This window comes from Prosthecobacter sp. (genome assembly GCF_044226605.1).
Classification (GTDB): Bacteria; Verrucomicrobiota; Verrucomicrobiia; order Verrucomicrobiales; family Verrucomicrobiaceae; genus Prosthecobacter.
The window spans coordinates 93782-117979 of record NZ_JBGAGS010000013.1 but is presented as its reverse complement, the minus strand read 5'-3'; the positions used below and the strand labels follow the sequence as shown (position 1 = coordinate 117979).

Genomic DNA, 24198 nt, shown 5'->3' with positions numbered 1-24198 from the left:
ATCGCCAACCGCACGCCTCATCGCCATCATCGCATTCCATGAATGCCAAATCCCTGCCCGGAGGAGTGACAGATCGCGTGCTCCATGGGAGCGTCGCTTTTTTGATCCTGCTTTTAATCGGCTCCCTTTTCCTCATGCCGAGCATCTGGCCCTTCCTCTCTCACCTGCGCGATGAGCTTTGGACGTGACAATTTCATCCAGGCTGTCGCGATTACTGCCTAATCCATGCCGCTCAACCCAAGCTTGTCCCCAACATGAATCTTCGACGGATTAATTTCGACAAACTTCAAGGGTGGAGCCTCCTTGCTCTGGTGATCGTGGTACCTTTGGCGCTGATACTGCGAAATTGCAGCGCACAGCGCGAAGCCGCATCTTGGATTGAGAGGGTCAAATCCGAAATCCCCTCGGGCGTCAATATGCTCAGCCGACAGCCTCAGGGCACCGGAATGTCGCCATTTAAGCAGGCGCTTGGTGTGGAGGGCGTGCGACAGAACCCGGACATTGCCGCGGAACTCCGCACCTTTCAGTCGCCGTTTTGCGCCATTGTCATATCGGAAAAGACCTCCGGTGCGTCGGATCACTTTACAGTTACAGATCTCGGCTACGACCCAATGGGATTGGGCTTCACCGCAGATATACCCAAACACCTCAAACCGAAGCATGCAAACGAGTGCAAAACACTGGTTCTCTTAAGATCATTTGCAAGCGAATGGCGGGAGGGCCGCCGCGGGGCAGGTAGCTATGAATCGCGCAACGAGACTTTTTTTCTGACCTTCTATGATGTCGAGACGAAGCGGCTGAGCCGCACGTATTGCTTCTTCAGTGGATGGTCGGGGCCGGGCGCTCCCCTATATGCCCCTGCGGTTCGAGACCTTCTGACGTTTTTATTTCCCGAAAACAAAAAATGACTTCTGAAAGCCGACCACGAGATCACCCGAGCTGCGCACAGCTACATTGCTGAAATAAAGCACAGCAGATGAATGGCCACTTCTTGTTTACACCGAGTTGGTCGGGGGTTCGAATCCCTCTCCGCGCACCGTCTTTTACGATGGTCACTTGGAGGTCACGCGCATCCACTTCCGGGCTTCCATCCCGCTCGCCAGTTCCTTCACGCGTACTTCCCACGTTCCTGGTTCTTCATTCGGTGCGAGATCCAGTTTGAGTTCGACGATGCCGTTTTCAGCTGCGTAAAAGCCGCTGCCTTCGGCAGTTTTCCCGCTGGCATCGCGGATGTCCACGCGCAAGGGGATGACCGCTTTCGTTGGAGCCTCTTGAGTGGTGGTGATGTTGACGGCGATCTTGGCGGAGTTGCCCATCACGGCATTATCTGGGACATCCAGTTTCAGGCCCAGCAGCGGCTTCGGCAGCACCATGAAGATGCGTCCATCCCCTGGCCCCAGATCCACCGGCCAGCTCACCGTACCATTATCGCCACGCTTCGGCACGATGAACTGCGTCCCCGTCAGCTCATACACATTCGCCGCATCGCCCTTCAGGCTCACCACCCCGCTTGCAGGCACACCGTTCTCCATCACCAGCCCGTGCTGTCCCACGTAGCTGCCAAACTCCCGTTTGTCGTTCACCACAAACACATACGTGGCATCGCCAAACTTCCGCGTGCGCACAATGATTTCCGCGTTGTCGCACCCTGCCTTCTGCGGCAGCGCAAAGCCGCCCACCACCTGCGCCATCGCCAGCACCTTCGCCTTGTCCTCGTCCGCCTTCTTCGCCCGCCTGAAGCTCGGCAGCACAAAGTCCGCCTTCAGCGCAGGACACAGAAACTCATCCGCCACGATCTTCCCGCCCTTCTTCTGCCAGTCCTGAATCCGCGTCACGACTGACTTCGTCAGCACATCGCAATACGGCATAACGAGCACCTTGCGGCCGCTCAGCCCGCTCTTCAGCAGCGTCTCCTCATACACGATGTCCGTCTGCACATGCGCATGCTGCAGCGCCAGCCACACATCCGCCGCCCAGTCCGAGTTGTTTCCGTAACCACCGCGACGCGCAAACATCTGCGAGGTAAAACTCTCCACAAACGCCACCTCGCTCCGCTCATCAGGAATCGCCATCAGCGCCGGCCCCAGCGGCTCAATCACCTCATGCAGCAGCTGCTTCAGCACCGGCGCGGTGTTCGCGTTCGTGAACTTATACGCCCCCGGACTGTCCGTCGGCACCAGCGACTGCCACCCATGGTACATGATCCCCTGTACCGGCCGCGCAATCTTCGTCCACAGCGCTTCCTTCAAATGCATCGGCGCGATCGTAATATACGCCGCCTCCGGATCATGGTCCTCCCACGCCACCACCTCCCCCGGCGCCTTGCTGCCCATCGGCGCCGTTTGTGAGCGATACCAGATCAGCTGCGTCATCTTCATCACCCGCTGGTTCTTCCCCGTCGCCGCACTCATCGCAAACAGCTGATCCGCGCACATCCCGATCTTCTGCGGATCCGGATACGTGTATGTCCAGTGCGAGATCACATCCACACCGCCTCCCGCACCACCGATGCTCGGCTGCCGCACCGCCGGATCAAAAAACGTCCACACCTTGCTGCTCTTCACTCCTTTGTGCAGCGCCGTGTGCAGTCCGTTCCATCCATCCCCCACCGTCCAGAACCACCGCAGGTATTTTAAAATCGGATCATCATCTGCGATCACCCGGTCTGCCGGGAAATCCTTCAGCTTCGTCCAGTCCACGCCCCACTTCGCCGACACCTCCGCGGGAATCTCCGCCTTTGCGAACTTCCGGTAGGCCTCCACATCCACCGCATTGAAACTCACCTGCGTGTTGTCCCGCACCTCCGTGTCAATCAGCGCCGTCGTGAAGGCCGGATGGTCCCCATACGCCTTTGCCACACTCATGCCCACCACCTGAAAAAAAGAAGAAAAGTCCGGCAGCAATGCACAGATGTCCTGCCGCGCATAGGGCTTCCCATCACGCCCCACTCTCAGATTCTTCTCCTCCTTCTCCAGCGCAGCAGCCGGCGACAAACCCGCAATGACCGCCAGTCCGTTCTCCAACGCCCGGTCCAGCATCGCGCGGTTCTTGGCAATCACCTCCGGCTTCGCCGGCGGCGCGATCTTCTTCTGTTTCCACATCTCTCCATAGTCCGCCCCCAGCCCGATGAAATGCGTGAAGCCAATGTCCTTCATCCTCTCCATCTCGTCCCCGCCCCCGCCCCACATGATCACCGGCATGCGCTCCGGTCCACGCGCCACGATTTTCAGGGCCGCCGATTGCTCGGTCGCATAATCACCCGCCTCAAACCTGACCTTCAATTCATAATCACCCGCCTTGAGCGCTGTGTTCAGGGAATACCTGGCCGTAAAACTCTTCCCCATTGCCGAATCCGACACAAGAAACTCCTCCGTCCGCCCCCCAAAATTCACCTTCAACGCCGCCCCCTTCAGCGTCTCCCGCTTCAGATTCGTCACCACGATCTCCACGGGCTTCGCCGTCTCCATCCGCCGCCACACGCTCCGTCCTGCCACAATCTGCAACGAAATGCGCTCAAAGCTCAGCACCCCGTCACAAACCCGCACCTCATCCATCAGCCCCGGAAACCCGCCATAGTTGCTCCCCAGCCTGTCACCGATGCTCAGCGCCTTCGTCCCCACCCTTACCGCCCCATACCCTTCAAGCCTCATCCCGCCCCCATAGGTGCCATTACGGTAGAATTTGCCCTCTCCTGCGCCATCATACGTAAATGCGACATGCTGCCACACCTCCGGCTCCAGCTTGAACGGCAGCGAATAAATCGTCTTTGATTCCGCACCGAACCCCAGCGTCACCCACATCCGCCGCAGCCCGCCCTTGTCCGCCTCTCCGATCTGCCACTGGTAGTCCGTGTGATCCACATACTTCTTGTCCAGCAGGAAGCATCGCAGCTCCGGTTTGAACTCCGCCTTCGGCTTGATCCACATCTCCAGTGTGAAGGCCCCCTTGACCGGCTTCACCGCCACCACCGCCGCATGCCGCTTGTCCTCCACCGGAAACCCCGGAAACGCTTCCAAAGCCCCGCCAAATTTTCCTTTCGGATTCACCACCGCTCCATGCAGTTCCACATCCTTCGCTTCCCCGTCAAAATTCCAATACCCAAGCACATGCGCCCCCGTCACATCCTCCTTCGCATACCCCGTCTCCCAAGTTTCCTGCAATGCGCCAAGTGCCATCCAGGGGAAACAAAAGGCACACAGAAGAATGAAGCGGGCGGTTGGAGACATGGCTCACTCATACGAAGAGAAGTGTGACGTTTGCTCAACACAAATCGCCACCCACTGTGACCAAAACCTAGACCTCAGCCTGGATCACTCGTGCATCAAGGCCGGGAAACTGAGTAAACGCCTTGTCGGTCGTGATCAACTGCATGCCTGAGGCCACTGCAAAAGAGGCCAGGTAGGAGTCCATCCAGAGTTTGGGTGAACTCGTGCGCCGGGCAGCAAGCTTTTTCCAGATAGCATTCAATCCAGAAGATTCCTGCCGGAACTCAATGCGATCATCAGCAATGAAAGACTCATAAACCTCCCAGGCGTCCTTGTTGCTCAAGGGGGAGTTGCCATAGACGGACATGACACCGGCGGTGGTCAACAGTCGCAACAGAGACTGCTGGGTTGAACGGCAGAAGAAAATGCTGCCTGTTTCCTCTTGTTCATCAAGCCATGCACTGGCAGCGGCGTGATGCGTGTGTTTGGAAAGAGCCAGCGCCAGCCAGATGTTGGTGTCAGGCAGCGTCATGATGCCATTCGGTTTCCTGCTTGAGCAATGCGGCGGCCACCTGATCCGGCGTCAGCACTGCTGCGCGGCTGCATTGAACGAGCGGCAATTTCACCCGGGCTGGCTTCGTGCCTTTTCTGGCTCGGCTGTCCCTCAACCCCCGGCGCAGTAGATCAGCCACTGTGTCCTTGAGTTTGCCTCCTTCATTCACAGCGCGCAGCTTGATCTCACGAACGAGATCGCTGGGCAAATCGAGGGTCGTTTTCATGTAGCCAGTTTGCTGGTTTTCCAGCTTTCTGTCAATTCACGCCTTCACCGCCCACCGCAGTTTCGCGGGGGCAGCGCGCGGGTTATCGCGGGTTTCCTGGGAGGAAGGGCGGATGACTTCGTCGTTGGTGGCGGTGAAAAGGCCGCTGCGAAGGCCCTCGCGGAAGAGGTGCTTCACGCGGCGGTCTTCGCCGGAGTGGAAGGTCAGGATAGCAATGCGCCCCCCGGAGCGCACACAAGTGGCAAGCTGGCGCAGGAAGGTGTCCAGCGCAGTAAATTCCTCGTTTACGGCAATGCGCAGAGCCTGGAAGACGCGGCGCACGGTGGCCTCTCGCTCTTCCTCATCCACCCGATGCGGCAGCGCACGCCGCACCGCTTCGGCAAAGGAACGCGTGGTGGCGAAATCAGAAGCAGCCAGCGCCTGGGCGAGCAGTTTCGCATGCGGTTCATCGGCATTGTCATTCAAAATAGCCGTGAGTTTTTCGGCGCTGACCTTTTGCAGAAACTCGCGCGCTGATGCACCGCGTTGCGGATTCATGCGCATGTCCAGCGGGCCGTCGTGCTTGAAGCTGAAGCCACGGGCTGGATTGTCGAACTGCATGGAGGAGCAGCCGAGATCGGCCAGCAGCACATCCACCCCATCGCTCCAGCCGAGTTCTCCGAGAGCACGGGGCAATCCGGCGAAATTCATGCGCTTCACCACGAGCGCCGTTTCTTCACAACCCGTTGCGCGAAGACGCGCCTCGGTGCGCACGATTTCAATGGGATCCTGATCCAACGCGAGCAGAGTGCCGCCGGGTTGCACAGCCTTGAGCAGTGCTGAAGCATGTCCACCGTAGCCAAGTGTACAGTCCACGGCTCGCTCACCGGGCTGCGGAGCCAGAATGCGCATGATCTCGTTCAGCAAGATCGGCACATGCTGCCCGGCGGGTGTTTTGCCGGAGGCACGCACCTTGGCGATGGTCTCGGCATAGCGCTCGGGATTCAGCTCCTTGTACTTGTCCTCAAAACGACGCGGATTTTTGCCGGAGTAGCGTGGACGGCGGCGGTGGGGTGTTGGGACTTCGCCTTCGCTCACAGCTCGTTGTATTTGGCGTTGGAACCACGGGCCTTCGCCACGGGGTAGCGTGATTCATTGCGCTCGATCTTGGCCAGCATCTCTTTTCCGAGATCGATGCCAAGATTCTGTGCGAGTTCAAAGAGCAGAATGCCCACATCGGCCATCTCATCCTTCAGCTCCGGCATCTTATCCTTCACCCGCTGGTCGATCTGATCAGGCTGTTGCCAGACGAAGTGTTGGAGCAGTTCCCCGGCCTCCGCGGTGATGGCGATGGCCATCTCCTTTGGGCTGTGAAACTGCATCCAGTCCCGTGCGTCCCGAAACGCGCAGATGCGGGCGGTGATTTGTTCAATGGTCATGCGGCATGATGCAGGAGTGAGCAGGCAGGAGCAACCGGGAAGGCGACAAGATGCGCCCAACGGGCCGCAAGCCACGCTGAGACAGCGACCGGCAAATCGGAGAAACTTTCTCCATGAAAATTCAGCCTCAAATGGCACTCGCCGCCCTCCTCTCATTTGCCACCGCCCTCCACGCTGCAGGCGAGCCGCCGGTGGATTTTGTGAAACAGATCAAACCGATTCTGGCCGACCGGTGCGTGGAGTGCCACAACTCCGAGACACTGCTGGGCGAGCTCAATTTGCAAACGCGTGCGCTGGCTTTCGCCAAACGCAAAGCAGGAGCGGTGATCGTGCCTAAAAATGCCGAAAAGAGCATGCTCTATCTGGTGCTGACACTGCCGCCCAAAGACGTGAAAGCGATGCCCGCCACCGGACACCGCATTCCCAAGGATGAAGTAAGCCTTGTCCGCCAGTGGATCGCTGAAGGCGCCAGCTGGCCGGAAGGCAAAGACGGCACCATCACCCCCGAACATAAGAAGGCCAGGAAGTAGCCGGGATAATTTGGCGGACGCGAGCAACCTCTTCCCGATAACCGGGTTCATGGGCATCACCTGCTCATGAACCTGTCCCGCTGCCGCACTGCTTTCTGCATTTTTCATCTCGTGGCTGCAAGCGCTGCCGCATCTGATCCCATTGCCAAAGCTGGCAACGGCATACCCATTCTTTCGCCGATCGACAAGACAACGGTGGAGGTAAAAGACGGCGCGAAGACGATTCAGATTCCCGCAGGAATGGTCTTTGTGCCCGCGGGCAAATTCACCTTTGGCAGGAATGAAGAGCGTGATCTTCCCGGCTTTGCCATGGGGCGGTTTGAAGTGACGAATGCCGAATACAAAGCATTTGTGGATGCGACGAAGCATCGCGGAGTGCCGCGCTATTGGAAGAATGGCACGTATCCAGAAGGCAAGGCGGCGCATCCGGTGCTGTTTGTGTCGCTTGTCGATGCCGAAGCTTATTGCCAGTGGATCAGTCAGGAGACGGGCTGGAAGGTGGTGGTGCCAAGTGCGGAGCAGTGGGAAAAGGCGGCGCGTGGTCCGCAGGCGTTTCTTTATCCGTGGGGAAACGACAAGGACAGCAGCTATGGCGGAGGCAAGTTGCAGACGCATTTCAACTACAACGCCGTATGCACCGCCTACATGCTGGACAAGGAGGCGAAGACGATCACGAGCTACGTGGACAAATCCAAGGAAGCAGGCAAACAAGGGCGCGTGGAGGACATCATGACGAGCAATGGTCAGGTCTTCAGCCTTACCAGTGATGGTGGAGTGAACGGCTGGATCGACCACAACACGAACACCGGTTTTGTGAACACGCAGATCTACCGCAACCTCGTTGACAACGGTGGCTTCACGACTGCGGTGGGCACGTATGAAAGTGGCAAGAGCGCCTACGGCTGCTATGACATGGCGGGCAATGCCTATGAATGGACGAGCAGTGTCATCGTGGCAACGAATGGGGCAGAGAAGGGTAAGGAGGTGAACGATGTGCGTGGCGGGAGCTGGTACTCCACCGGGCGCAGTGGGCAGAGCCTCTGCACCGGCGAAGGACGTGCGCGCAGCGGTGGTTATCACTCCGTGGGTTTCCGCATCGCGATGATTCCTTGAGCGCTTGCCCAAGCAGCGGTAGATGCGTCTTCACCATGAAACGTCTGCTTCTGACCGCTCTCCTTTCCACCACGCTCTGCCGACTGCACGCACTGGAGATTCCCCCAGGCGGCATGGAAGCCAATGGTGCGGTGGTTTTGCAGGCTTCCGCGTCCAAAGGTGCCGGAACGGTTGAAAACCTGACCCGTGGCAAGCGCATCACCATCACCAAGCCCGATGCCGCCAAACCCTACACGGCGCAGTTCACGGCCCCGATAGCCGATGGCATCGCGAAGAACGAGCGGGTGCTGGCGATCATCAAGGCGCGCGTCATCGGCGCTGCGGAAACTGGCGAGGTCATGGCGAAGTTGCAGCTGCGAGCCGCGCCTTACACCTCGTTTGGCAGCACACCCGGCGTGGCTGTTTTTCGTGAGTGGACAGAGCAGCCGGTGCTGTTCGTGGCAGATGCGGATGTGCCAGCAGACAAGGCTGCCGTGGTGCTGCTGTGTGGTCAGAAAGAGCAAAGCATCGAGGTTGAGAGCATTCGGGTGCTGAAGTATCCGGCCGATGTGGCAGTGAGCAATTTCCCACGCGCACGACTAATCAAGAAGAGCTACGCCGGGCGTGAGCCGGATGCCCCTTGGCGCAAGACGGCGCTAGAGCGCATCGAGCAGCATCGCAAGGCAGATCTCTCGATGATCGTGACGGGTGATGATGGTAAACCGGCGGCCAATGCGGAGGTGAAGCTGAGCCTGCGCCGGCATGCGTTTGGATTTGGCTCCGCAGTGGTGGCGAAGCGTTTCAGCGGCGAGAGCGAGGATGACAAACGCTATCGCGAGATCGTGGACCGCCTCTTCAGCATCGTGGTGTTTGAGAATGATCTGAAGGATGGCAACTGGTCGCCGGACTTTGATGAGAAGCGCAAGACGCAGCGGAATGCGGAATTGAACCGGGCTTTTGAATGGTTCGCGGAGCGTCACATCCCAGTGCGCGGGCATTACCTCATGCAGGTTGCCACGCCGTTTAATCTGCATGATATCAAGGACAGCACGGTCATCCGCGAACGCACGCTGGCCAGCGTGAAGGAGCGCCTGGAGTTTGTGAAGGATCGAGTGGTGGAGTGGGATGTGATCAATCACCCCATCGCCTGGAACGGGGCTGACATGCTGAACAAGCGACCCGGGCTGGAGAAGCTGGATCGCGACATTTTCGCGCTGGCGCGGTCGCTGACGAAGCTGCCGTTTTTCGTGAATGAGGATCAGGTGTTTCGTCCCGGGCCGCAGTGCGATGACACGCTTGTTTACATTCAGGCGCTTAATGAGGCGGGATTCACCGTGGCGGGGCTGGGGAATCAGGCTCACTTTCATGAGAGCTACCTGCCATCGCCGGAGCATCTGCTGGAGGTGACGGACCGCTTTGCGAAAGTCGTACAGCGCCAAAGCATCACTGAGTATGACATCGTGACCACAGACGATGAGGAACTGGCGGCGGATTACACGCGCGATGTGCTGATCTCTGTCTTCAGCCACCCGGCTTACACGAGTTTTCTGTTTTGGGGGTTTTGGGAGGGTTCACATTGGAAGCCCGAGGCGGCGTCCTGGAACAAGGACTGGAGCATCCGCAAGCGAGGCGAAGTGCTGGAAGAATGGATCGGTCGCAGGTGGCATACCGAGGTCACGCTGAAGACAGACGCAAAGGGTTCCGTAAAATGGCGTGGCTTTCCCGGCTGGTATGAAATGCAAGTGACGGGTCAGAAATCCGTTATGGTGCTGCCGGCTCCGACCTCCTCCAACCCATGAACTCAGCCCCATCCCCGTCAGTCGCACGCATCTTTTACTGGTCCGTTGTCTCCGCGCTGGCTGGCTTTTTGTTCGGTTTTGACACCGTGGTGATCTCCGGAGCAGAGAAAACCATTCAGACGCTGTGGAAGCTGAGTGATGCCATGCATGGCTTTGCCATGGCTTCGGCGTTGTATGGCACGGTGATTGGCTCGGTGATCGGCGGCTGGCCAACGGATCGCTGGGGGCGCAAGCCGACGCTCCTCTTGGTGGGCGCGCTGTACTTGATTTCGGCGGTGTGGTCAGGCCTTGCACCGGAGGTTTGGTCGCTCATCCTTGCACGTTTCATCGGCGGGCTCGGCATCGGCATCTCCACCATTGCGGCGCCGCTTTACATCGCGGAGATTTCGCCGCCTGAGCATCGCGGACGGCTGGCGGGGATGTTTCAATTCAATATCGTCTTCGGCATCGTCGTGGCCTTTTTGTCGAACTACCTGCTGGGTGGCATCGGCGAAAATGCGTGGCGTTGGATGCTCGGCGTCGCGGCGGTTCCTTCGCTGATTTATCTGCTGCTGTGCCTTGGCATTCCTGAAAGTCCGCGTTGGCTCGGTGGACGGGAAACCGCCGCAGCCATGAGATACGTCAGAAAGGAAGGCTTCTGGAGCCGAAGGCTGCGGGTGCCGATTCTGCTGGCCTTCCTCATCGCGTTTTTTAATCAACTCTCCGGCATCAATGCCATCCTCTACTTTGCACCGCGCATCTTTGAGCTGACGGGACTCGGTGCCAAGGCCGCGCTGCTACAGTCGGTCGGCATTGGCATCACGAATCTCGTCTTCACGTTTGTCGGTCTGTGGCTGATTGATCGGTTGGGTAGGCGGACGTTGCTGTATATCGGATCGTTTGGTTATATTGCTTCGCTGGGGCTGTGCGCGTGGGCGTTTTTCACGCAGCACTTTGCCATCGTTCCTGCGTGCATCTTTGCCTTCATTGCAGCGCATGCCGTCGGGCAAGGGGCGGTGATCTGGGTGTTTATCGCGGAAGTTTTTCCGGACAAGCATCGCGCTGGAGGGCAGTCGCTCGGCAGCTTTACGCACTGGATTTTTGCCGCGCTGTTGACGACGTTTTTTCCGAAGATGGTCGCCGCCTTTCCGCCAGGCTGGGTCTTTGTTTTCTTCTGCGGGATGATGGTGCTGCAGCTTGTGTGGGTGCGGCTCATGGTGCCGGAGACGAAAGGGGTGCCGCTGGAAGACATCGAAAAACAGCTCGGCATCGGGTGATCCGCGGTGCATTGATGGCCCGTTCATGATTCTTCGATCCCTTTTTATCTTTCTGGCCCTGATCGGCACGGCTGCGGCTGACATCTCCAGCCTTGCAGAACTGGCACAGGCCGCGACGCAGAGCGGGCAGCAAGTGAAGATGAAGCCGGGGACGTACCGGCTGGCTGATTTTATTCCAGCGGCGTCCATCGCCGAGCGGCGTAAAAAGGAGCAGTGGCAGTTCATTACCTTCAGCGGCAGCGACAACACGTTCGATCTTGAAGGCGTCATCATCGAGCTGGATACGGCTCTGCGTGAGAAGTTGCACTCGCCCATTCACACGGATGAGTTTTTGATCAGCGGAAAGAACAACACGCTCAAAGGGCTGACGATCACGAGCTTGGGCAAAGGCACGGCTTTTGCCGGTGCGGTGCTCGGTGTCACGGGACAAGGAAACACACTGCGCGATTGTACGATCCATGTGGAAGGTTCCAGTCCTTACGGGTATGGCGACCTGTTTGGCAAAGGCGGGCGCAAGCACTGCGGCGTACACATCACTGGCAGCCGCTCGCAGTTCATTGGCTGCAAGGTTTTCCAAAAGGCGTTTGGCCACGGCTTCTATCTCCAAGAAAACTGCGATGATGTGCTGTTTGAAAACTGCCACGTGGAAGGCGTGATGCGGCGCACGGACGAGATGCTAGCGGAGACTTCCGGGATGGCGTTTGAGCGCAAGTTCATGAGCGAAGTCATGAACCGCAGCGGCACCAAGCGCATTCAACCCGGCTACATGAAGGCGCTGAGTGAAGACGCCTTCCGCACCTACACCACGCACCGCGGACTCGTGTTCAAAAACTGCAGCGCGAAGAACATGCGTGGCGGTTTTGAGCTGCGCACCAAGACGGCGCCGAAGCTGGAGAACTGCAGCGCCACGGGCTGTGAGCGTGCATTCTGGGTTTCGACCGGAGCCGTGCTGGTGAAATGCAAGGGAGACGCGCAGTTTGGCCCGTTGCTGTATGTGGAGGGAGACAAGGCGAAGGTGGAGGTGCAACTGCTGCCCACCGAGGGAGAGAAGGTGAACGTGCATGACATCGCCGCCATCTACGGCAGCGACAACGAGGTGACCATCACTGCGAAAGGACGGCGTGTGCATGCGGCGCCTATTCTCGTGGGCTTTACGCCGCCAAGCATGGGTGAGAACGCAACGGCAGGCAGCGAGCGAGCCGCAAAAGGCCTGATACTGCGCAATCAGACGAGCATGCCGGTGGTGATCGGCACGAAGGCGGAGAAGTGCCAAATTTTTACGCAGGGGCCGGTGCAGGAGAACAAGGGCAAGGACATCGTCATCCAGGCAAACTGACCACCGTATGAACCGCATTGTTCTTCTTTTCAGTCTGCTGCTCGCGAGTCCTCTGTTCGGCGCAGAGTATCAATGGTCTGTGCCGATGCCGTCTGTGATCAGCAAGGAGACGCAGGAACCGCCGCGTGCTTTTCTGTGGATCCCGCCGACGTGCGAGCGGGTGCGTGGCGTGGTGCTGGCGCAGCACAACATGCTGGAGATACCGGTGTTTGAGAGCGCGGTGTTTCGCCAGGCGATGGCGGAGCTGAATTTTGCCATCGTGTGGATCACGCCGCCGTTCGGTGGCAGTGGCAAACTGGATGCGGCGGATGTGGCCAGCTTTGAAACGATGCTGCGCGATCTGGCGGAGAAATCGGGCTATGATGAGCTGGCCACGGTGCCTGTGGTGCCGATCGGGCATTCGGCGATGGCAGAGTTTCCGTATCTGTTTGCGGCACAGCTTCCGCAGCGCACGCTGGCGGCGATTTCACTGAAAGGCGCGTGGCCTGAGAAGCAGCCATGGATTGAAAAATTTGCGGCGTCGGGCGTTCCGTTGCTGCTGGTGAGCGGCGAGTATGAATGGGCGGATGAACGTGCGGGCAAGGCGCAGGCGTTTCGGAAGAAATACCCGGCCGCACCGCTCTCGATGCTGGCCGATGCGGGTGGCGGGCACTTTGATCATCATGAGTCCATGATCCGCTTCATCGCGGACTACATCCGCGCCGCGGCGCGACATCCCGAGCGGCCGGTGGACGCGACGCGGCAGGGCGTACTGGTGGACCGCTGGCGCATGGACAAGCCCCCACGTCAGAATCCCACGGACACCTTCTGGTGCTTTGATGAAGAGCAGGCCCGGGCCACGGAGCGCCTGCAGGGTGCCTATGCGGGCAAGGAGGCTCAGCTTCTCGGCTACAAGCAAAACGGCCGGATCGTAGAGCAGGTGGATGGCACGCACCAGCAGGTGACGCTGCAATGGCTGCCTGAGGGCGATGGCATGACCTTCAAAGTCGAAGGCGCCTTTCTCGATGCCGTGCCTGCAGGCAGGCCCGAGCGCTGGACAAAGCTCAAGGCTGGCAGCGCAGTGTCACATCCGGACAGCAGCGATCTCATCACGATTTCGCCGATCTGCGGGCCGGTGGAGAAACTTAGCGCCGACACCTTTGCGCTGCGGTTTGACCGCCAGGGTTTGGACAATATCGCGCGTGGTTATGAAATCTGGCTTCAGGCCGAGCACCCCGGAGATGCGCGCTTCAAACGAGCGGTACAGCAGGCCGTGCTGCGCTTCCCTCTGCGCAATGCCGAGGGCAAGGCGCAGAGCATCGAGTTTGAGCCGATCAGGGCGGACTTAAAGCTGCGTGCGCAATCCAGCGCAGGAGAGAAGGTACGCTTTTTTGTGCGTGAAGGTCCAGCGGAGATTGTGGGAGACGAGTTGCGCCTCACGCCGCTGCCGCCACGCGCGAAGCGGCCGGTCGAGATCACCGTGGTGGCGTGGCAATGGGGCCGCAGCATTGAGCCGAAATTGCAAACGGCTGTGCCGGTGATGCAGAGCTTTCGCGCTCAGCAGTAGGCCTTTGAAAAAACAATGCGGGGAGGCAGCAACCATTTTCCATGTGGGTGGTTTGAGCAGCATCTTCTTCATCCCCCATGAACTCCACGATCCATCCTTTCCACATTCCTCTCAGCCGTCGCAGGCTGTTGCACAGCCTGCTTCTCACCACCGGCGGAATCATCACTGGCAGCGTGTATGCCGAGGCGCTAACGCTGACGCCACGCGCGACGGAGGGACCCTACTACCCCGACCATCTGCCGCTGGATCAGGACAATGACCTGACGATGATCACGGGTGGCAAAGCACCTGCGAGCGGCGTCGTCACGGAGTTTGGCGGTCGTTTGCTGGATGTGGATGGCAAGCCAATTCAGAACGGGCTGGTGGAACTCTGGCAGTCTGACAACAACGGCTGCTACATCCACAGCCGCGGCACGCAGCAGGGCAAGGAGCGCGATCCGCAGTTCCAAGGCTATGGCAAGGTGGAGACGAACGCGAAGGGCGAGTACCGATTCCGCACCATCAAGCCGGGTCTCTACACCGGGCGCACGATTCACTATCACATCCGGGTGAAGCAGAACGACAAGAGCATGCTGACCACGCAGCTCTTCATCGCGGGTGTGCCGCAAAATGACCGCGATGGCATCCTGCGCAGCATGGGCACGGAGGAGCAGCGCCTCTCCGTCATTCGTGAATTCAAGCCGATGAGCGCGGACAGCAAGGAACTTGTGGGCACCTGGGACATCGTGATCGGCAAGACGCCGGAAGAACGCGAACAGCGTGGCCGGGGTCCCGGTGGACTTGGAGGCCCCGGTGGTCCGCCGCAGCGCCGTCGCGACAGTGCGGATGCGGGTGATAAGGACATCAAGGACGCGCTCTTTGGGCCGTCATTTTAATCAAGCCTGCTGGTGATCGTCTGTGAGGAGCTGCTCCACGAAGCGGGGCAGCTCCGTCGCTACGGGTCCGATGACGCGCTCGCGAAACTGGCGTGAAATCTCCGTGCTCTCAATGTTGAACTCCACGAGGCGGCAGGCGGGATTTCGTGCCGCCTCGCGTGCGAAGCCTGCGGCGGGATACACGACACCGGAGGTGCCGATGCAGAGGAAGATGTCGGCGCTGTGGAGAGCAGTGGTGATTGTTTCCAGCTCGAAGGGCATCTCGCCAAACCAGACGATGTGGGGGCGCATGTCACCAGCCTCACCACAGGCATTGCACAGCGTGCTGGACGACAAGTCTTCGACCCACGAACAAACATCACCACAATTCCTGCAACGCGTCTTGCGCAGCTCGCCGTGCATGTGGATGAGCTTTTCACTGCCGGCGCGTTCGTGCAGATCGTCCACGTTTTGGGTGACCAGCAGAAACTTGCCTTTCCACTCACGCTCCAAGCGTGCCAGAGCGAGATGGCCTGCATTGGGTTCAACCGTATGCAAAGCGGCCCGGCGCAGATTGTAGAAGCGATGCACCAGTTTCGGATCACGCGCGAAGCCTTCAGGCGATGCCACCATCTCAATGTGATGTCCCTCCCAAAGGCCGTCCTCGCCGCGAAAGGTGGGCACGCCGGACTCGGCAGACATGCCTGCGCCGGTGAGGATAACGATGTTCTTTTCCTTGTTCATTTTCTTGGCTGCCGCTGTCTCACGCATTCAAACAAGCACACACCGGTGGCGACGGAGACATTGAGGCATTCGACTTTGCCAGCCATGGGGATCTTGACGAGGAAGTCGCAATGCTCGCCGGTGAGTCGGCGCATGCCGGGGCCTTCCGCACCCATGACGATGCCGATGCCGCCTTTGAGGTCGAGATCGTAGAGGCTCTTGGTGGCTTCATCGGCGGTGCCGACGAGCCAGATGCCGAGCTCTTTGAGCTTGTCCATGGCGCGGACGAGATTGGTGACACGGATGAGCGGAATGTTTTCCGCACCGCCGCAGGCCACGCGCACCACGGTCTCGGTGATGGGCGCGGTTTTGTCCTTGGGCATGATGACGGCGCAGACGCCGGCAGCATCCGCAGTGCGCAGGCAGGCACCGAGATTGTGCGGGTCCTGCACGCAGTCGAGGATCAGCACGAGGGGGCTTTCCTTGCCTTCGAGAATGGCAGGAATATCGCCCTCCTCATAGACGCGCACCTGGTTGTCTGAGCGGGCGTGGCGGTTCTGGCGGGCGACGGGTTGTTCGGGGCGGTTCGGGCGCATGTGTTTCCGGATAGTGCGCTGAGAATGGGATTTGGCAAAATGATAGAAGCGGCAGCTTGCAGGCTGTGTGAAGTGACTTGAGGAGTTTGGAATGAAGACATTCCTCAAGCGCTGGTGGCTGCGAATCGCCGTTTTGGCCGCACTGGTGCCTGCCATCGTCTTCGGCTGTGAATGGTGGATCGCGAAGCGATCGGAGGGCCGCTGCTTTGGTGATGCGAAGGCCATGCCGGAGGCACCTGCCGCTGTGGTTTTGGGGACCGCCGCCCATGTGGCGGGCGGGTGGAACAATTACTTCTTCAAATACCGCATGGAGGCTGCCGCGGCGCTCTACAAATCGGGCAAGGTGAAGGCGCTGATCGTGAGCGGTGACAACGGCACGCACAGCTACGACGAACCCACGGACATGAAGCTGGCGCTGATCAAGCTGGGTGTGCCAGAGGGGAAGATCGTGTGTGACTACGCGGGATTCCGCACGCTGGACTCGGTGGTGAGGGCCAAAGAGGTCTTCGGGCAGCAGCGTGTGATTTTTGTTTCACAAAGATTTCACAATGCGCGCGCCATTTACCTGGCACGCGCGTTTGGTATCGAGGCCTACGGTTTGAATGCAAAGGATGTGCCGGTGAAGCTTTCAGTGAAGACCTTTCTGCGGGAGAAGCTGGCCTGCGTCAAAGCGGTGCTGGACGTGAACGTGCTGGGCACGCAGCCGAAGTTTCTTGGCGAAAAAGTAAACGTTCCGCTGAACTAGCCCAGCCAGACGACCAGCGCACGACGAAGCTCAGGACTGGAAGTGACGCGAAAACTTTCATCGAGCTCGAGCCGGGCTTTGTGGCCGTTTTGAGAGATCTCCAGGAAGACAGGCAAAGTGCCGGGATGCGCGAGCAGAACCTCCTGGATGCGCTCGAGGTCCGTTTCGTCATGCTGCCTGGTGTTGAGCCTCAGCACGATTGGCTTGGGCGGAGCGGGCGGCTTTGGCGGCGGGGGCTCGGAAGGACCGGGGTCGCCGGCATTGCGCGGTTTCGCCGCCTTGGGCTTGAGCGGCTGCGCACTGTTCATGGTGACACGATTTCCGTCCGTCTTCTGGTCTTTGCTGACACGAATGCGGAGGCCGAGCACGGCGCCATTGGCCAGCACGTCCTTCGTTTTTTCGTAGTCGTCGCTCCAGCACATCATCTCGATCTGGCCGGTGAAGTCTTCAAACTTGAAGGTGGCGAAGGGGCGGTTATCCTTTTTGGAGTACCTCACTTCGAGCTGGCTGAGGATGCCGGCGATGGAGTGTGTGCTCGCTTTTTCCTTGGTATCAATATCCGCAATGGAGGCAATCTTGATGACCTTGGAGGAATCGAAATGGCCACGATAGCTGTCGAGAGGATGGCCGCTGACGTAGAAGCCGAGGAGTTCTTTTTCGAAGGCCAGAATTTCGTCCGTCGTCCAGGCCACCGCGGGCGCTGAGGCCTCGTTTTTCTTTTTCGGCTGCGCCAGATCGAAGTCATCAAAGAGGCCGCCTTGGCCGGATTTGCGGTCCTTCTGCAGACTGGCGGCTGAGGCGAGCACCTGCTCAAGCTTGGCGAACATCACAGAGCGCGACTCTTTGGTGAAGTCGAAGGCCCCGGCTTTGACGAGTGACTCCATGAGCTTCTTGTTCACCGCGCGGTTGTCGAGGCGGGCGGCGAAATCTTCGAGACTGAGGAAGAGACCATTCTTTTCACGTTCGGCGATGGCCGCCTCCATGGCGCCTTCGCCGACGTTTTTGATGGCGCTGAGACCATAGCGAATGGCATTGGGCGCTTCGCCTTCGGTTTCAAATCTTTCAGGAGCAAACTTCAGGGACGATTTGTTGACGTCAGGGGGCAGCACCTTGATGTCCATCTCAAAGCATTCGCTGACGAAGTTGGCGATCTTGTCGGGATTGCTGATTTCAAAGCTCAACACGGCCGCCATGAACTCCACAGGGAAGTTCGCCTTCAGGTAGGCCGTGCGATAGGTGACGATCCCGTAGGCAGCGGAGTGGGATTTGTTGAAACCGTATTGCGCGAATTTTTCGAGCAAGTCGAAGATGGAGTTCGCGAGCTTGGCCTGGATCTCGTTCGTCTTCAGGCAGCCCTCCACGAAGATAAGACGCTGGCGGGCCATCTCAGCGGCGTCCTTCTTACCCATGGCACGTCGGAGCAAGTCAGCTTGTCCGAGTGAGAAGCCGGCGAGAAGGTTCGCCGCCTGCATGACCTGCTCCTGGTAAACCAGAATGCCGTAGGTCTCCTTCGAAATTTTCTCCAGCAGCGGGTGGGGGTAGTCCACCTTCTCCTCACCCTTCTTGCGCTTGATGTAGTCGGGAATGAACTGCATCGGGCCGGGACGATACAGCGCGAGAATAGCGATGATTTCCTCGATGGTGTCCGGCCCCAGCTGTTTGCAGGTGTTGACCATGCCTCCAGATTCCATCTGGAACACGGCGACTGTTTCGCCGCGCTTGATGAGATCAAAGGTTTTGGTGTCTTCGAGTGGCGCATCGGCCACTTTAAAGCCGGGCACTCGTTTGTGGATCCAGTGCTCCGCTTCGTGGATCACCGTCAGCGTTTTGAGGCCGAGGAAGTCCATCTTGAGCATGCCCAGCTCGGTGAGGGGCTTCATCGCATACTGCGAGAGGATGGCTTCTTCCTTGTCTCGCGTGAGGGCGATGAAGTTGTCCAGGCGGCGTTCCCCGATGACGACACCCGCCGCATGCACGCCGGTGCCACGCGTGAGGCCTTCCAGGAAGGTGGCATGCCGCCAGAGTTCCTGCGCGTTACCGTCAGCCTCCAGCTTGGCGGCAAGGTCGGGATTCTTCTCGACCGACTCCTTCAGGTCGATGTTCAGCTCGTTCGGAATCATCTTCGACAGCGCATCGCTGTCGCCATAGCTCCAGCCCAGCACGCGACCGACGTCACGGATGACGGACTTGGCGCCCATGGTGCCAAAGGTGATGATATGGCAGACGCTGAGGTCGCCGTATTTTTCACGGACGTACTGAATGACTTCCGGACGGCGCGTCTGGCAGAAGTCGATATCGATATCAGGAGGGCTGACACGCTCGGGATTGAGGAATCGCTCGAACACCAGCTCAAAACGAAGCGGGTCAATATCTGTGATGCCGAGACAGAAGGCGACGAGCGAGCCTGCGGCGGAACCACGACCGGGGCCAACGGGGATGTCGTGCTCTCGCGCCCAGTTGATGAAGTCCCAGACGATGAGGAAGTAGCTGGTGAAGTTCTTCTCCTTCAGCAGCGCCAGCTCCACCTCCATGCGGTGGTGCAGCACCTCGTCATTCAGCGCGCGATCACGGCCATAGCGGCGCTCCAGGCCCTCCGTCGTCAGTCTGCGCAGGTATTCATTGCGGTCCCCGCCGTCGGACATCGGATACTGCGGGTAGCGGTCGATGCTGGTGGAGTCGAGGTGGATCTTGACGTCACAGCGCTCGGCGATTTCCAGCGTGGCATCGCAGGCCTCAGGCACTTCGGCAAAGAGGGCGCGCATCTCCTCGGCGGTCTTGAAATAGACCTCCGGGGAATAGGTCATGCGGTTCTGATCGTAGATGCTGGCACCGGTGCCGATGCAAATCATGATGTCGTGGGACTCATGGTCGCTGCGGTTGAGGAAATGCACGTCGTTGGTGGCGACGGTCTTGAGCTGGTACTGCTTTCCCCACTCGATCATCTGCCGCGCGCTTTTGCGCTGGGCCTCCATATTGTGATCCTGGATTTCGAGGTAGAAATTTTCGGGGCCGAAGATGTCGCGAAATTCCAGCAGGCTTTTCTCCGCCTCGTCCTTACGGTCGGAGAGGAGGAGTTCGTTGATCTCGCCATTGATGCAGCCGCTGAGGCAGATGAGGCCTTTCGCATGCTCGCGCAGGGCGTCCTTGTCCACGCGAGGCTTGTACCACTGGCCTTCGAGATGGCCTTTGGTGATCAGCTTGGAGAGGTTTTCGAAGCCTTCGTTGCTGGAGGCCAGCAGCGTGAGGTGGGAGGAGCGCTTGCGGCCCGGGACTTCGTTTTTGTCCATCATGGAGCCGGGGGCGAGGTAGGCCTCGCAGCCGATGATGCTCTTCACCTTGGCCTTTTTCGCCGCCATGTAGAAGTCGATGGCGCCGTAGAGATTGCCATGGTCGGTCATGGCCACGGCAGGCATGTTCAGCTCCTTCACGCGTTTCACCAGCTCGTCGATGCGCACTGCTCCGTCTAGCAGTGAGTATTCGGTGTGAAGGTGGAGATGGACGAAGGAATCTGACATGCGGCGGGGGATAGAATTAACCCCGCTTGGAATGCATGAAAGAGGTAGTTTTTCACATTTTTTCGGCGCCCGGTTTGCGGTGTGCGCGATGATAGTGGCGGTAGTAGCCGAGCAGACGCCAGCCTATGATGATGAGAATGCACACCACCGAAACTGCGATGACGAGATAAATCTGACTGGCAGGCTGCGGCGGGGGTGCAGGAGCGCCCGCAGCGGCCTGCGCCACCACCGCCTTCAGCGGATACGCTGGACTGACCTCCCCAGGGAAAACCACCCTGGGGCGCGGCTCGGCCTTTCCCGTCTGCATTTGCACCAGAATCAGGGGGATGCTGGCAGCTTTGGAGTAGTCGATCTGAAAGGTGTTTGCGCCAGGTGGCAGCTGACCTTTGGCGGTGGCGAGCAAATGCACCTCCTGGGTTTCGGCCTGGAGCGGGGTGTTGTCGTTGCCGTCTATGGCCTGGATTTCACAGGCTGGGAGCGGGACTTTTTGACCGTTGAACAACGGCACCAGGGCACTGACGAGATATTCCAGAGCCTTTTCGTGGGTCGCTGCGACCTGTGACGGCGTCTGCTCCCGGTACCACGAGGCCGGAACAGGTGGCATGGATGTGGGGTCTGCAGCCAGGAAAGCACGCGGATCGACATTGATGCGCAATGAGTACGCTCCCGAAGCGCTGAATTCCGCCTCCACGGTCATATTCGGCACCACATGGGCCTGCGCCATGCTGACGAAGGCCAGGGCAGCCGCTGATACGGCCCCCATCAAACGCCTGCGAAAGATCCACTGCAACATGCACCCATGGTGGAGATGCCCATGTCAATGGCAAATATATCGTCGTTCCAACGAGAAAAACTCGCAGAAGACGGCCCCTGATTTTTCAGGTGGACTCTGAGTTGTCGAAAGAACCTGCGAAAAACCTTGTAGCAGGATCATGACCGCGCTTGACTTGCGGCGCGTAAATTGCTTCAAAAGAGCATTCTGTTTAACCAATTCATGGGAGCCGTACTAAAATCACTGGAGAAAGAACTCGAGATCACTCTCGAGGACTTCAATCTGGTCGGGCGCAGCCCTGATGCCAGCATCAGGCTGGTGGACGGCGGAGTATCGCGCCAGCACGCCACCATCCGGCGGGACGGGCAGCTTTTTTGGGTTTCCGACCTCGGCAGTGCCAACGGCAGTTTCGTCAACGATGTGGCGGTGACTACGGCGCGAGCGCTTCGCCACGGAGACCGGGTGCAGTTTGGCACCAGCACCTTCATTTTTGACAGCCAGGAGGAAGAACGCCCGCCGAGCGAGACGAGCAATGTCAGCACGCAGTCGCTCCACACCATCGCGCTGCCGGTGAAAACCGTTCGTGCCACCCTGCTGGTGGGAGATCTTCGCAATTTCACCACCATTTCCTCCCAGCTCAGCGCCGAGGAAGTGGCCGCCATGCTGCGTGAGTGGTATGCGCAGTGCGAAAAAGTTCTGAAAACGCGTGATGCCATCATCGACAAATTCATTGGCGACGGTGTCTTTGCCTACTGGCCGGGAGATGACGTGAGCTCACGTATGAAGGCCACCGAGGCCGCCAAGATTCTCAGCAGCCCTGAAGCCAGTGAGTCCCCGAAGCGCAAGTGGCTGAAGGAAAACATGAATCTGGAAGTTCACTGCCACATCGGGCTGAACATTGGGGACGTGGCCCTGGGCGCCATGGGCCGCGGCGTGAACACTGCCGTGGGTGAAGCCGTGAACGTGACCTTCCGCATCGAGAGTCTGACCCGCAAGCTGCAGGTGCCGGTGCTCGCAGGTGCGCCGTTTCTCAACGGCTGGCCCGAAGGCCTGCGCCTCTACCAAAACGCCGGCATTCATCCGGTGAAGGGACAGCCTGACCCTGTGGAAGTGTATTCGCTGATCGACGTGCCGACGATGTCCTTTTAACGGGACTACTTGGCTTCGCCTTTTAGAAAACGCTGCATGTCGTCGCGAGTCATCCGGTAGAGAAACCACTCGCTCATGCGTTTGGCTCCCAGGCGCTGTTCATAGACCTGCTGCGCGTTCACGTTCCAGTCGAGTGCGGTCCACTCGACACGGCCGCAGCCACGTTCGTGCGCGAGGCTTACGACCTTTTTGAGCAATGCACCGCCCACTCCACCCTTGCGGCGTTCAGGGAGGACAAAAAGATCTTCCAGGTAGAGCGTCGGCAGCGCGAGGAAACTCGAATAGGTTTCCACCAGGATCATGTAGCCACAGGGCTGCGAATCGTCGTTGACGAAGGCCAGCCAGACTTCAATGCGCGGTCTGGCGCCCAGAGTATCTTCGACCAGACGTGCCTGCGCGGCTTCATCGGGTGGCGTTAATTTTTCAAATTCCGCGAGCGCGATCACCAACTGACAAAACGACGGCGCATGCTCACGCGTGAGCGGGCGTAGATCGATTTTCAAGGTCGTGCTCATGCATTCAGCACGGGATCTCCGAACAGAGTGAAGTGCCCCGCCTCCGCCACGCGCACTTTAAAGATCTCGCCGATGTGGCGCTCGGGATTGCCATCGAAAACCACGATGCGATTGGAGCCCGTGCGGCCGGTGAGGCGCAGCTCATTGGTCTTGCTCGGGCCTTCGCAGAGGATTTCGACCTCCCTGCCCACCAGCGCGTCATACATCGGCAGAGCGATGCGGTTCACCACGCCGAGCAGGTCCTGGTTCCGCTCTTCCTTCACACGCTCCGGCACCTGGATGGCGTCCTCCATCTCCGCTGCGGGCGTACCACGACGTTTGGAATAACGAAACACGAAAGCGTTGTCGAATTTGATGTCCTCAAACATCTGGCGCGTCTCCAGGTAGTGCTCTTCGGTCTCGCCGGGAAAGCCCACGATCACGTCCGTGGTCACCGCGATGTCCGGACGTGCAGCACGGATGCGCTGAACAAGCTCGGTGAACTTCGCCGCGGTGTACGGGCGGTGCATGCGCTTCAAAATGGCATCGCTGCCGCTTTGCACGGGCAGATGCACGTGCTCGGCAAGCTTGGGCAGATAGGTGAAGGCTTCGATGAGATCCTTCTTGTAGCCAATGGGGTGCGGGCTGGTGAAGCGAATGCGCTGGATGCCCGAGATCTCGTGCACCGCCTCCAGAAGCTGCACAAAGGGGCTCTTGCCATCCACAGCCGGGAACTCATGCCTGCCGTAGAGATTCACGATCTGGCCGAGCAGAGTCACCTCCTTCACGCCACGATCCGCGAGACGCTTCACTTCTTCGACAATGTCTGCGATGGGCCGGCCGCGCTCGCCGCCACGGGTGTAAGGGACGATGCAGAAAGTGCACTTCATGTTGCAGCCCTGCATGATGCTGACGAAGGCGCTGGCCTGCCTCTCCTTCAGCGTGTGGTCTCGGATGGTGTTCTGCGAGGCCGCCTCTTCCTCCACGTCGACGATGGAAAAGCGCTCGTCGTCCATCTGCTTTGCCTCTTTGGCGCGGATGATCTCGTCCACGTAGTCGACCACGCGGTGGTACTTCTGCGTGCCGACGACCAGATCCACGTTCGCCTTGTCCACCAGTTCGCTGCCGCGGCTCTGCGCCATGCAGCCCATGAAGCCGGTGACCAGCGGGATGCGCCGGCGGCGGACCATGCCCATCTTTCCCAGCGCCTTCTGCTCCGCCTGATCGCGCACAGAGCAGGTGTTGATGAGCACCACATCGGCGTCTTCGTCCCGCGCCGTCATGGTGTAGCCGCGCTCGACAAACATCTGCGACACCTGCTCGGTGTCGCGTTCGTTCATCTGGCAGCCGTAGGTTTTGATGTGGACGCGGGGCATTGGGATTGGGGGG

General features: G+C 59.2%; 22 protein-coding genes. 11 read left to right on the top strand and 11 right to left on the bottom strand.

What is annotated here, in order from left to right; genetic code table 11:
- Positions 1-38: 38 nt before the first annotated feature.
- Together ACILSO_RS18860 and ACILSO_RS18855 are read left to right on the top strand one after the other, a co-directional pair.
- Positions 39-188 carry a hypothetical protein gene (locus ACILSO_RS18860; protein WP_395739000.1) on the top strand — a complete coding sequence of 50 codons (150 nt, stop codon included), beginning with the start codon at positions 39-41 and terminating at the stop codon, positions 186-188.
- A gap of 66 nt (positions 189-254) precedes the next feature.
- The gene (locus ACILSO_RS18855; RefSeq protein ID WP_395738999.1) at positions 255-908 is read left to right on the top strand and encodes a hypothetical protein; all 654 of its coding nucleotides are present in this window, start codon (positions 255-257) and stop codon (positions 906-908) included.
- A 144-nt stretch (positions 909-1052) separates the two neighbouring features.
- On the opposite strand, the gene ACILSO_RS18850 is transcribed toward ACILSO_RS18855, so the two are convergent.
- From ACILSO_RS18850 to ACILSO_RS18830, 5 genes are all read right to left on the bottom strand, one after another.
- Positions 1053-4226, bottom strand: a complete 3174-nt coding sequence (locus tag ACILSO_RS18850; protein WP_395738998.1) for a LamG-like jellyroll fold domain-containing protein — start codon at positions 4224-4226, stop codon at positions 1053-1055.
- A 67-nt stretch (positions 4227-4293) separates the two neighbouring features.
- The gene (locus ACILSO_RS18845) at positions 4294-4737 is read right to left on the bottom strand and encodes a type II toxin-antitoxin system VapC family toxin (RefSeq protein WP_395738997.1); all 444 of its coding nucleotides are present in this window, start codon (positions 4735-4737) and stop codon (positions 4294-4296) included.
- The gene (locus ACILSO_RS18840; protein ID WP_395738996.1) at positions 4724-4984 is read right to left on the bottom strand and encodes an antitoxin; all 261 of its coding nucleotides are present in this window, start codon (positions 4982-4984) and stop codon (positions 4724-4726) included. Before ACILSO_RS18840 ends, ACILSO_RS18845 begins: the two co-directional genes overlap by 14 nt.
- A gap of 36 nt (positions 4985-5020) precedes the next feature.
- A complete protein-coding gene (rsmH, locus tag ACILSO_RS18835; RefSeq protein WP_395738995.1) occupies positions 5021-6061 on the bottom strand; it encodes a 16S rRNA (cytosine(1402)-N(4))-methyltransferase RsmH in 1041 nt (346 codons plus the stop codon).
- A complete protein-coding gene (locus ACILSO_RS18830; protein WP_395738994.1) occupies positions 6058-6402 on the bottom strand; it encodes a nucleotide pyrophosphohydrolase in 345 nt (114 codons plus the stop codon). Before ACILSO_RS18830 ends, rsmH begins: the two co-directional genes overlap by 4 nt.
- A gap of 113 nt (positions 6403-6515) precedes the next feature.
- Between ACILSO_RS18830 and ACILSO_RS18825 the strand changes: the two genes are divergently transcribed.
- From ACILSO_RS18825 to ACILSO_RS18795, 7 genes are all read left to right on the top strand, one after another.
- A complete protein-coding gene (locus ACILSO_RS18825) occupies positions 6516-6932 on the top strand; it encodes a c-type cytochrome domain-containing protein (protein WP_395738993.1) in 417 nt (138 codons plus the stop codon).
- Between the two features lie 66 nt (positions 6933-6998).
- Positions 6999-8045: a formylglycine-generating enzyme family protein gene (locus ACILSO_RS18820; RefSeq protein ID WP_395738992.1), complete on the top strand. Its 1047-nt coding sequence runs from the start codon at positions 6999-7001 to the stop codon at positions 8043-8045.
- 35 nt (positions 8046-8080) lie between these two features.
- Entirely contained in the window at positions 8081-9823 is a 1743-nt protein-coding gene (locus ACILSO_RS18815) for an endo-1,4-beta-xylanase (protein ID WP_395738991.1), read from the top strand.
- Positions 9820-11079 carry an MFS transporter gene (locus ACILSO_RS18810; RefSeq protein ID WP_395738990.1) on the top strand — a complete coding sequence of 420 codons (1260 nt, stop codon included), beginning with the start codon at positions 9820-9822 and terminating at the stop codon, positions 11077-11079. The genes ACILSO_RS18815 and ACILSO_RS18810 overlap by 4 nt, the downstream gene beginning before the upstream one ends.
- Before the next feature lie 25 nt (positions 11080-11104).
- Positions 11105-12415 (top strand): hypothetical protein, encoded by a 1311-nt coding sequence (locus ACILSO_RS18805; protein ID WP_395738989.1) that lies wholly within the window; start codon positions 11105-11107, stop codon positions 12413-12415.
- Between the two features lie 7 nt (positions 12416-12422).
- A complete protein-coding gene (locus ACILSO_RS18800; protein ID WP_395738988.1) occupies positions 12423-13961 on the top strand; it encodes an alpha/beta fold hydrolase in 1539 nt (512 codons plus the stop codon).
- A 77-nt stretch (positions 13962-14038) separates the two neighbouring features.
- Positions 14039-14836: an intradiol ring-cleavage dioxygenase gene (locus ACILSO_RS18795; RefSeq protein WP_395738987.1), complete on the top strand. Its 798-nt coding sequence runs from the start codon at positions 14039-14041 to the stop codon at positions 14834-14836.
- On the opposite strand, the gene ACILSO_RS18790 is transcribed toward ACILSO_RS18795, so the two are convergent.
- On the bottom strand, positions 14837-15559 hold the full coding sequence (locus ACILSO_RS18790) for an NAD-dependent deacylase (protein WP_395738986.1): 723 nt from the start codon (positions 15557-15559) through the stop codon (positions 14837-14839).
- Entirely contained in the window at positions 15556-16134 is a 579-nt protein-coding gene (gene rlmB, locus ACILSO_RS18785; protein ID WP_395738985.1) for a 23S rRNA (guanosine(2251)-2'-O)-methyltransferase RlmB, read from the bottom strand. Before rlmB ends, ACILSO_RS18790 begins: the two co-directional genes overlap by 4 nt.
- Positions 16135-16225: 91 nt before the next feature.
- Here rlmB and ACILSO_RS18780 point away from each other — a divergent pair, with 91 nt between their 5' ends.
- Positions 16226-16879, top strand: coding sequence for a vancomycin high temperature exclusion protein (locus ACILSO_RS18780; protein ID WP_395738984.1), 654 nt, complete (start codon positions 16226-16228; stop codon positions 16877-16879).
- Here ACILSO_RS18780 and dnaE read toward each other — a convergent pair.
- Entirely contained in the window at positions 16876-20394 is a 3519-nt protein-coding gene (dnaE, locus tag ACILSO_RS18775; protein WP_395738983.1) for a DNA polymerase III subunit alpha, read from the bottom strand. The two genes, ACILSO_RS18780 and dnaE, sit on opposite strands and share 4 nt — an antisense overlap.
- Before the next feature lie 52 nt (positions 20395-20446).
- Positions 20447-21118 carry a hypothetical protein gene (locus ACILSO_RS18770; RefSeq protein ID WP_395738982.1) on the bottom strand — a complete coding sequence of 224 codons (672 nt, stop codon included), beginning with the start codon at positions 21116-21118 and terminating at the stop codon, positions 20447-20449.
- Positions 21119-21388: 270 nt separating this feature from the next.
- Between ACILSO_RS18770 and ACILSO_RS18765 the strand changes: the two genes are divergently transcribed.
- Positions 21389-22315, top strand: coding sequence for an FHA domain-containing protein (locus ACILSO_RS18765; RefSeq protein WP_395738981.1), 927 nt, complete (start codon positions 21389-21391; stop codon positions 22313-22315).
- Between the two features lie 5 nt (positions 22316-22320).
- Here the strand turns inward: ACILSO_RS18765 and ACILSO_RS18760 are convergent, their stop codons facing one another.
- Together ACILSO_RS18760 and miaB are read right to left on the bottom strand one after the other, a co-directional pair.
- Positions 22321-22830: a GNAT family N-acetyltransferase gene (locus ACILSO_RS18760; protein ID WP_395738980.1), complete on the bottom strand. Its 510-nt coding sequence runs from the start codon at positions 22828-22830 to the stop codon at positions 22321-22323.
- On the bottom strand, positions 22827-24185 hold the full coding sequence (miaB, locus tag ACILSO_RS18755) for a tRNA (N6-isopentenyl adenosine(37)-C2)-methylthiotransferase MiaB (protein WP_395738979.1): 1359 nt from the start codon (positions 24183-24185) through the stop codon (positions 22827-22829). The genes ACILSO_RS18760 and miaB overlap by 4 nt, the downstream gene beginning before the upstream one ends.
- Between the last annotated feature and the right edge of the window lie 13 nt (positions 24186-24198).

Bases quoted from the DNA above. Each gene is read 5' to 3' on its own strand.
- ACILSO_RS18860 (WP_395739000.1), top strand. From the start codon at position 39: ATGAATGCCAAATCCCTGCCCGGAGGAGTGACAGATCGCGTGCTCCAT.
- ACILSO_RS18855 (WP_395738999.1), top strand. From the start codon at position 255: ATGAATCTTCGACGGATTAATTTCGACAAACTTCAAGGGTGGAGCCTC.
- ACILSO_RS18850 (WP_395738998.1), bottom strand. From the start codon at position 4,226: ATGTCTCCAACCGCCCGCTTCATTCTTCTGTGTGCCTTTTGTTTCCCC.
- ACILSO_RS18845 (WP_395738997.1), bottom strand. From the start codon at position 4,737: ATGACGCTGCCTGACACCAACATCTGGCTGGCGCTGGCTCTTTCCAAA.
- ACILSO_RS18840 (WP_395738996.1), bottom strand. From the start codon at position 4,984: ATGAAAACGACCCTCGATTTGCCCAGCGATCTCGTTCGTGAGATCAAG.
- ACILSO_RS18830 (WP_395738994.1), bottom strand. From the start codon at position 6,402: ATGACCATTGAACAAATCACCGCCCGCATCTGCGCGTTTCGGGACGCA.
- ACILSO_RS18825 (WP_395738993.1), top strand. From the start codon at position 6,516: ATGAAAATTCAGCCTCAAATGGCACTCGCCGCCCTCCTCTCATTTGCC.
- ACILSO_RS18820 (WP_395738992.1), top strand. From the start codon at position 6,999: ATGAACCTGTCCCGCTGCCGCACTGCTTTCTGCATTTTTCATCTCGTG.
- ACILSO_RS18815 (WP_395738991.1), top strand. From the start codon at position 8,081: ATGAAACGTCTGCTTCTGACCGCTCTCCTTTCCACCACGCTCTGCCGA.
- ACILSO_RS18810 (WP_395738990.1), top strand. From the start codon at position 9,820: ATGAACTCAGCCCCATCCCCGTCAGTCGCACGCATCTTTTACTGGTCC.
- ACILSO_RS18805 (WP_395738989.1), top strand. From the start codon at position 11,105: ATGATTCTTCGATCCCTTTTTATCTTTCTGGCCCTGATCGGCACGGCT.
- ACILSO_RS18800 (WP_395738988.1), top strand. From the start codon at position 12,423: ATGAACCGCATTGTTCTTCTTTTCAGTCTGCTGCTCGCGAGTCCTCTG.
- ACILSO_RS18795 (WP_395738987.1), top strand. From the start codon at position 14,039: ATGAACTCCACGATCCATCCTTTCCACATTCCTCTCAGCCGTCGCAGG.
- ACILSO_RS18790 (WP_395738986.1), bottom strand. From the start codon at position 15,559: ATGAACAAGGAAAAGAACATCGTTATCCTCACCGGCGCAGGCATGTCT.
- rlmB (WP_395738985.1), bottom strand. From the start codon at position 16,134: ATGCGCCCGAACCGCCCCGAACAACCCGTCGCCCGCCAGAACCGCCAC.
- ACILSO_RS18780 (WP_395738984.1), top strand. From the start codon at position 16,226: ATGAAGACATTCCTCAAGCGCTGGTGGCTGCGAATCGCCGTTTTGGCC.
- dnaE (WP_395738983.1), bottom strand. From the start codon at position 20,394: ATGTCAGATTCCTTCGTCCATCTCCACCTTCACACCGAATACTCACTG.
- ACILSO_RS18770 (WP_395738982.1), bottom strand. From the start codon at position 21,118: ATGGCGCAGGCCCATGTGGTGCCGAATATGACCGTGGAGGCGGAATTC.
- ACILSO_RS18765 (WP_395738981.1), top strand. From the start codon at position 21,389: ATGGGAGCCGTACTAAAATCACTGGAGAAAGAACTCGAGATCACTCTC.
- ACILSO_RS18760 (WP_395738980.1), bottom strand. From the start codon at position 22,830: ATGAGCACGACCTTGAAAATCGATCTACGCCCGCTCACGCGTGAGCAT.
- miaB (WP_395738979.1), bottom strand. From the start codon at position 24,185: ATGCCCCGCGTCCACATCAAAACCTACGGCTGCCAGATGAACGAACGC.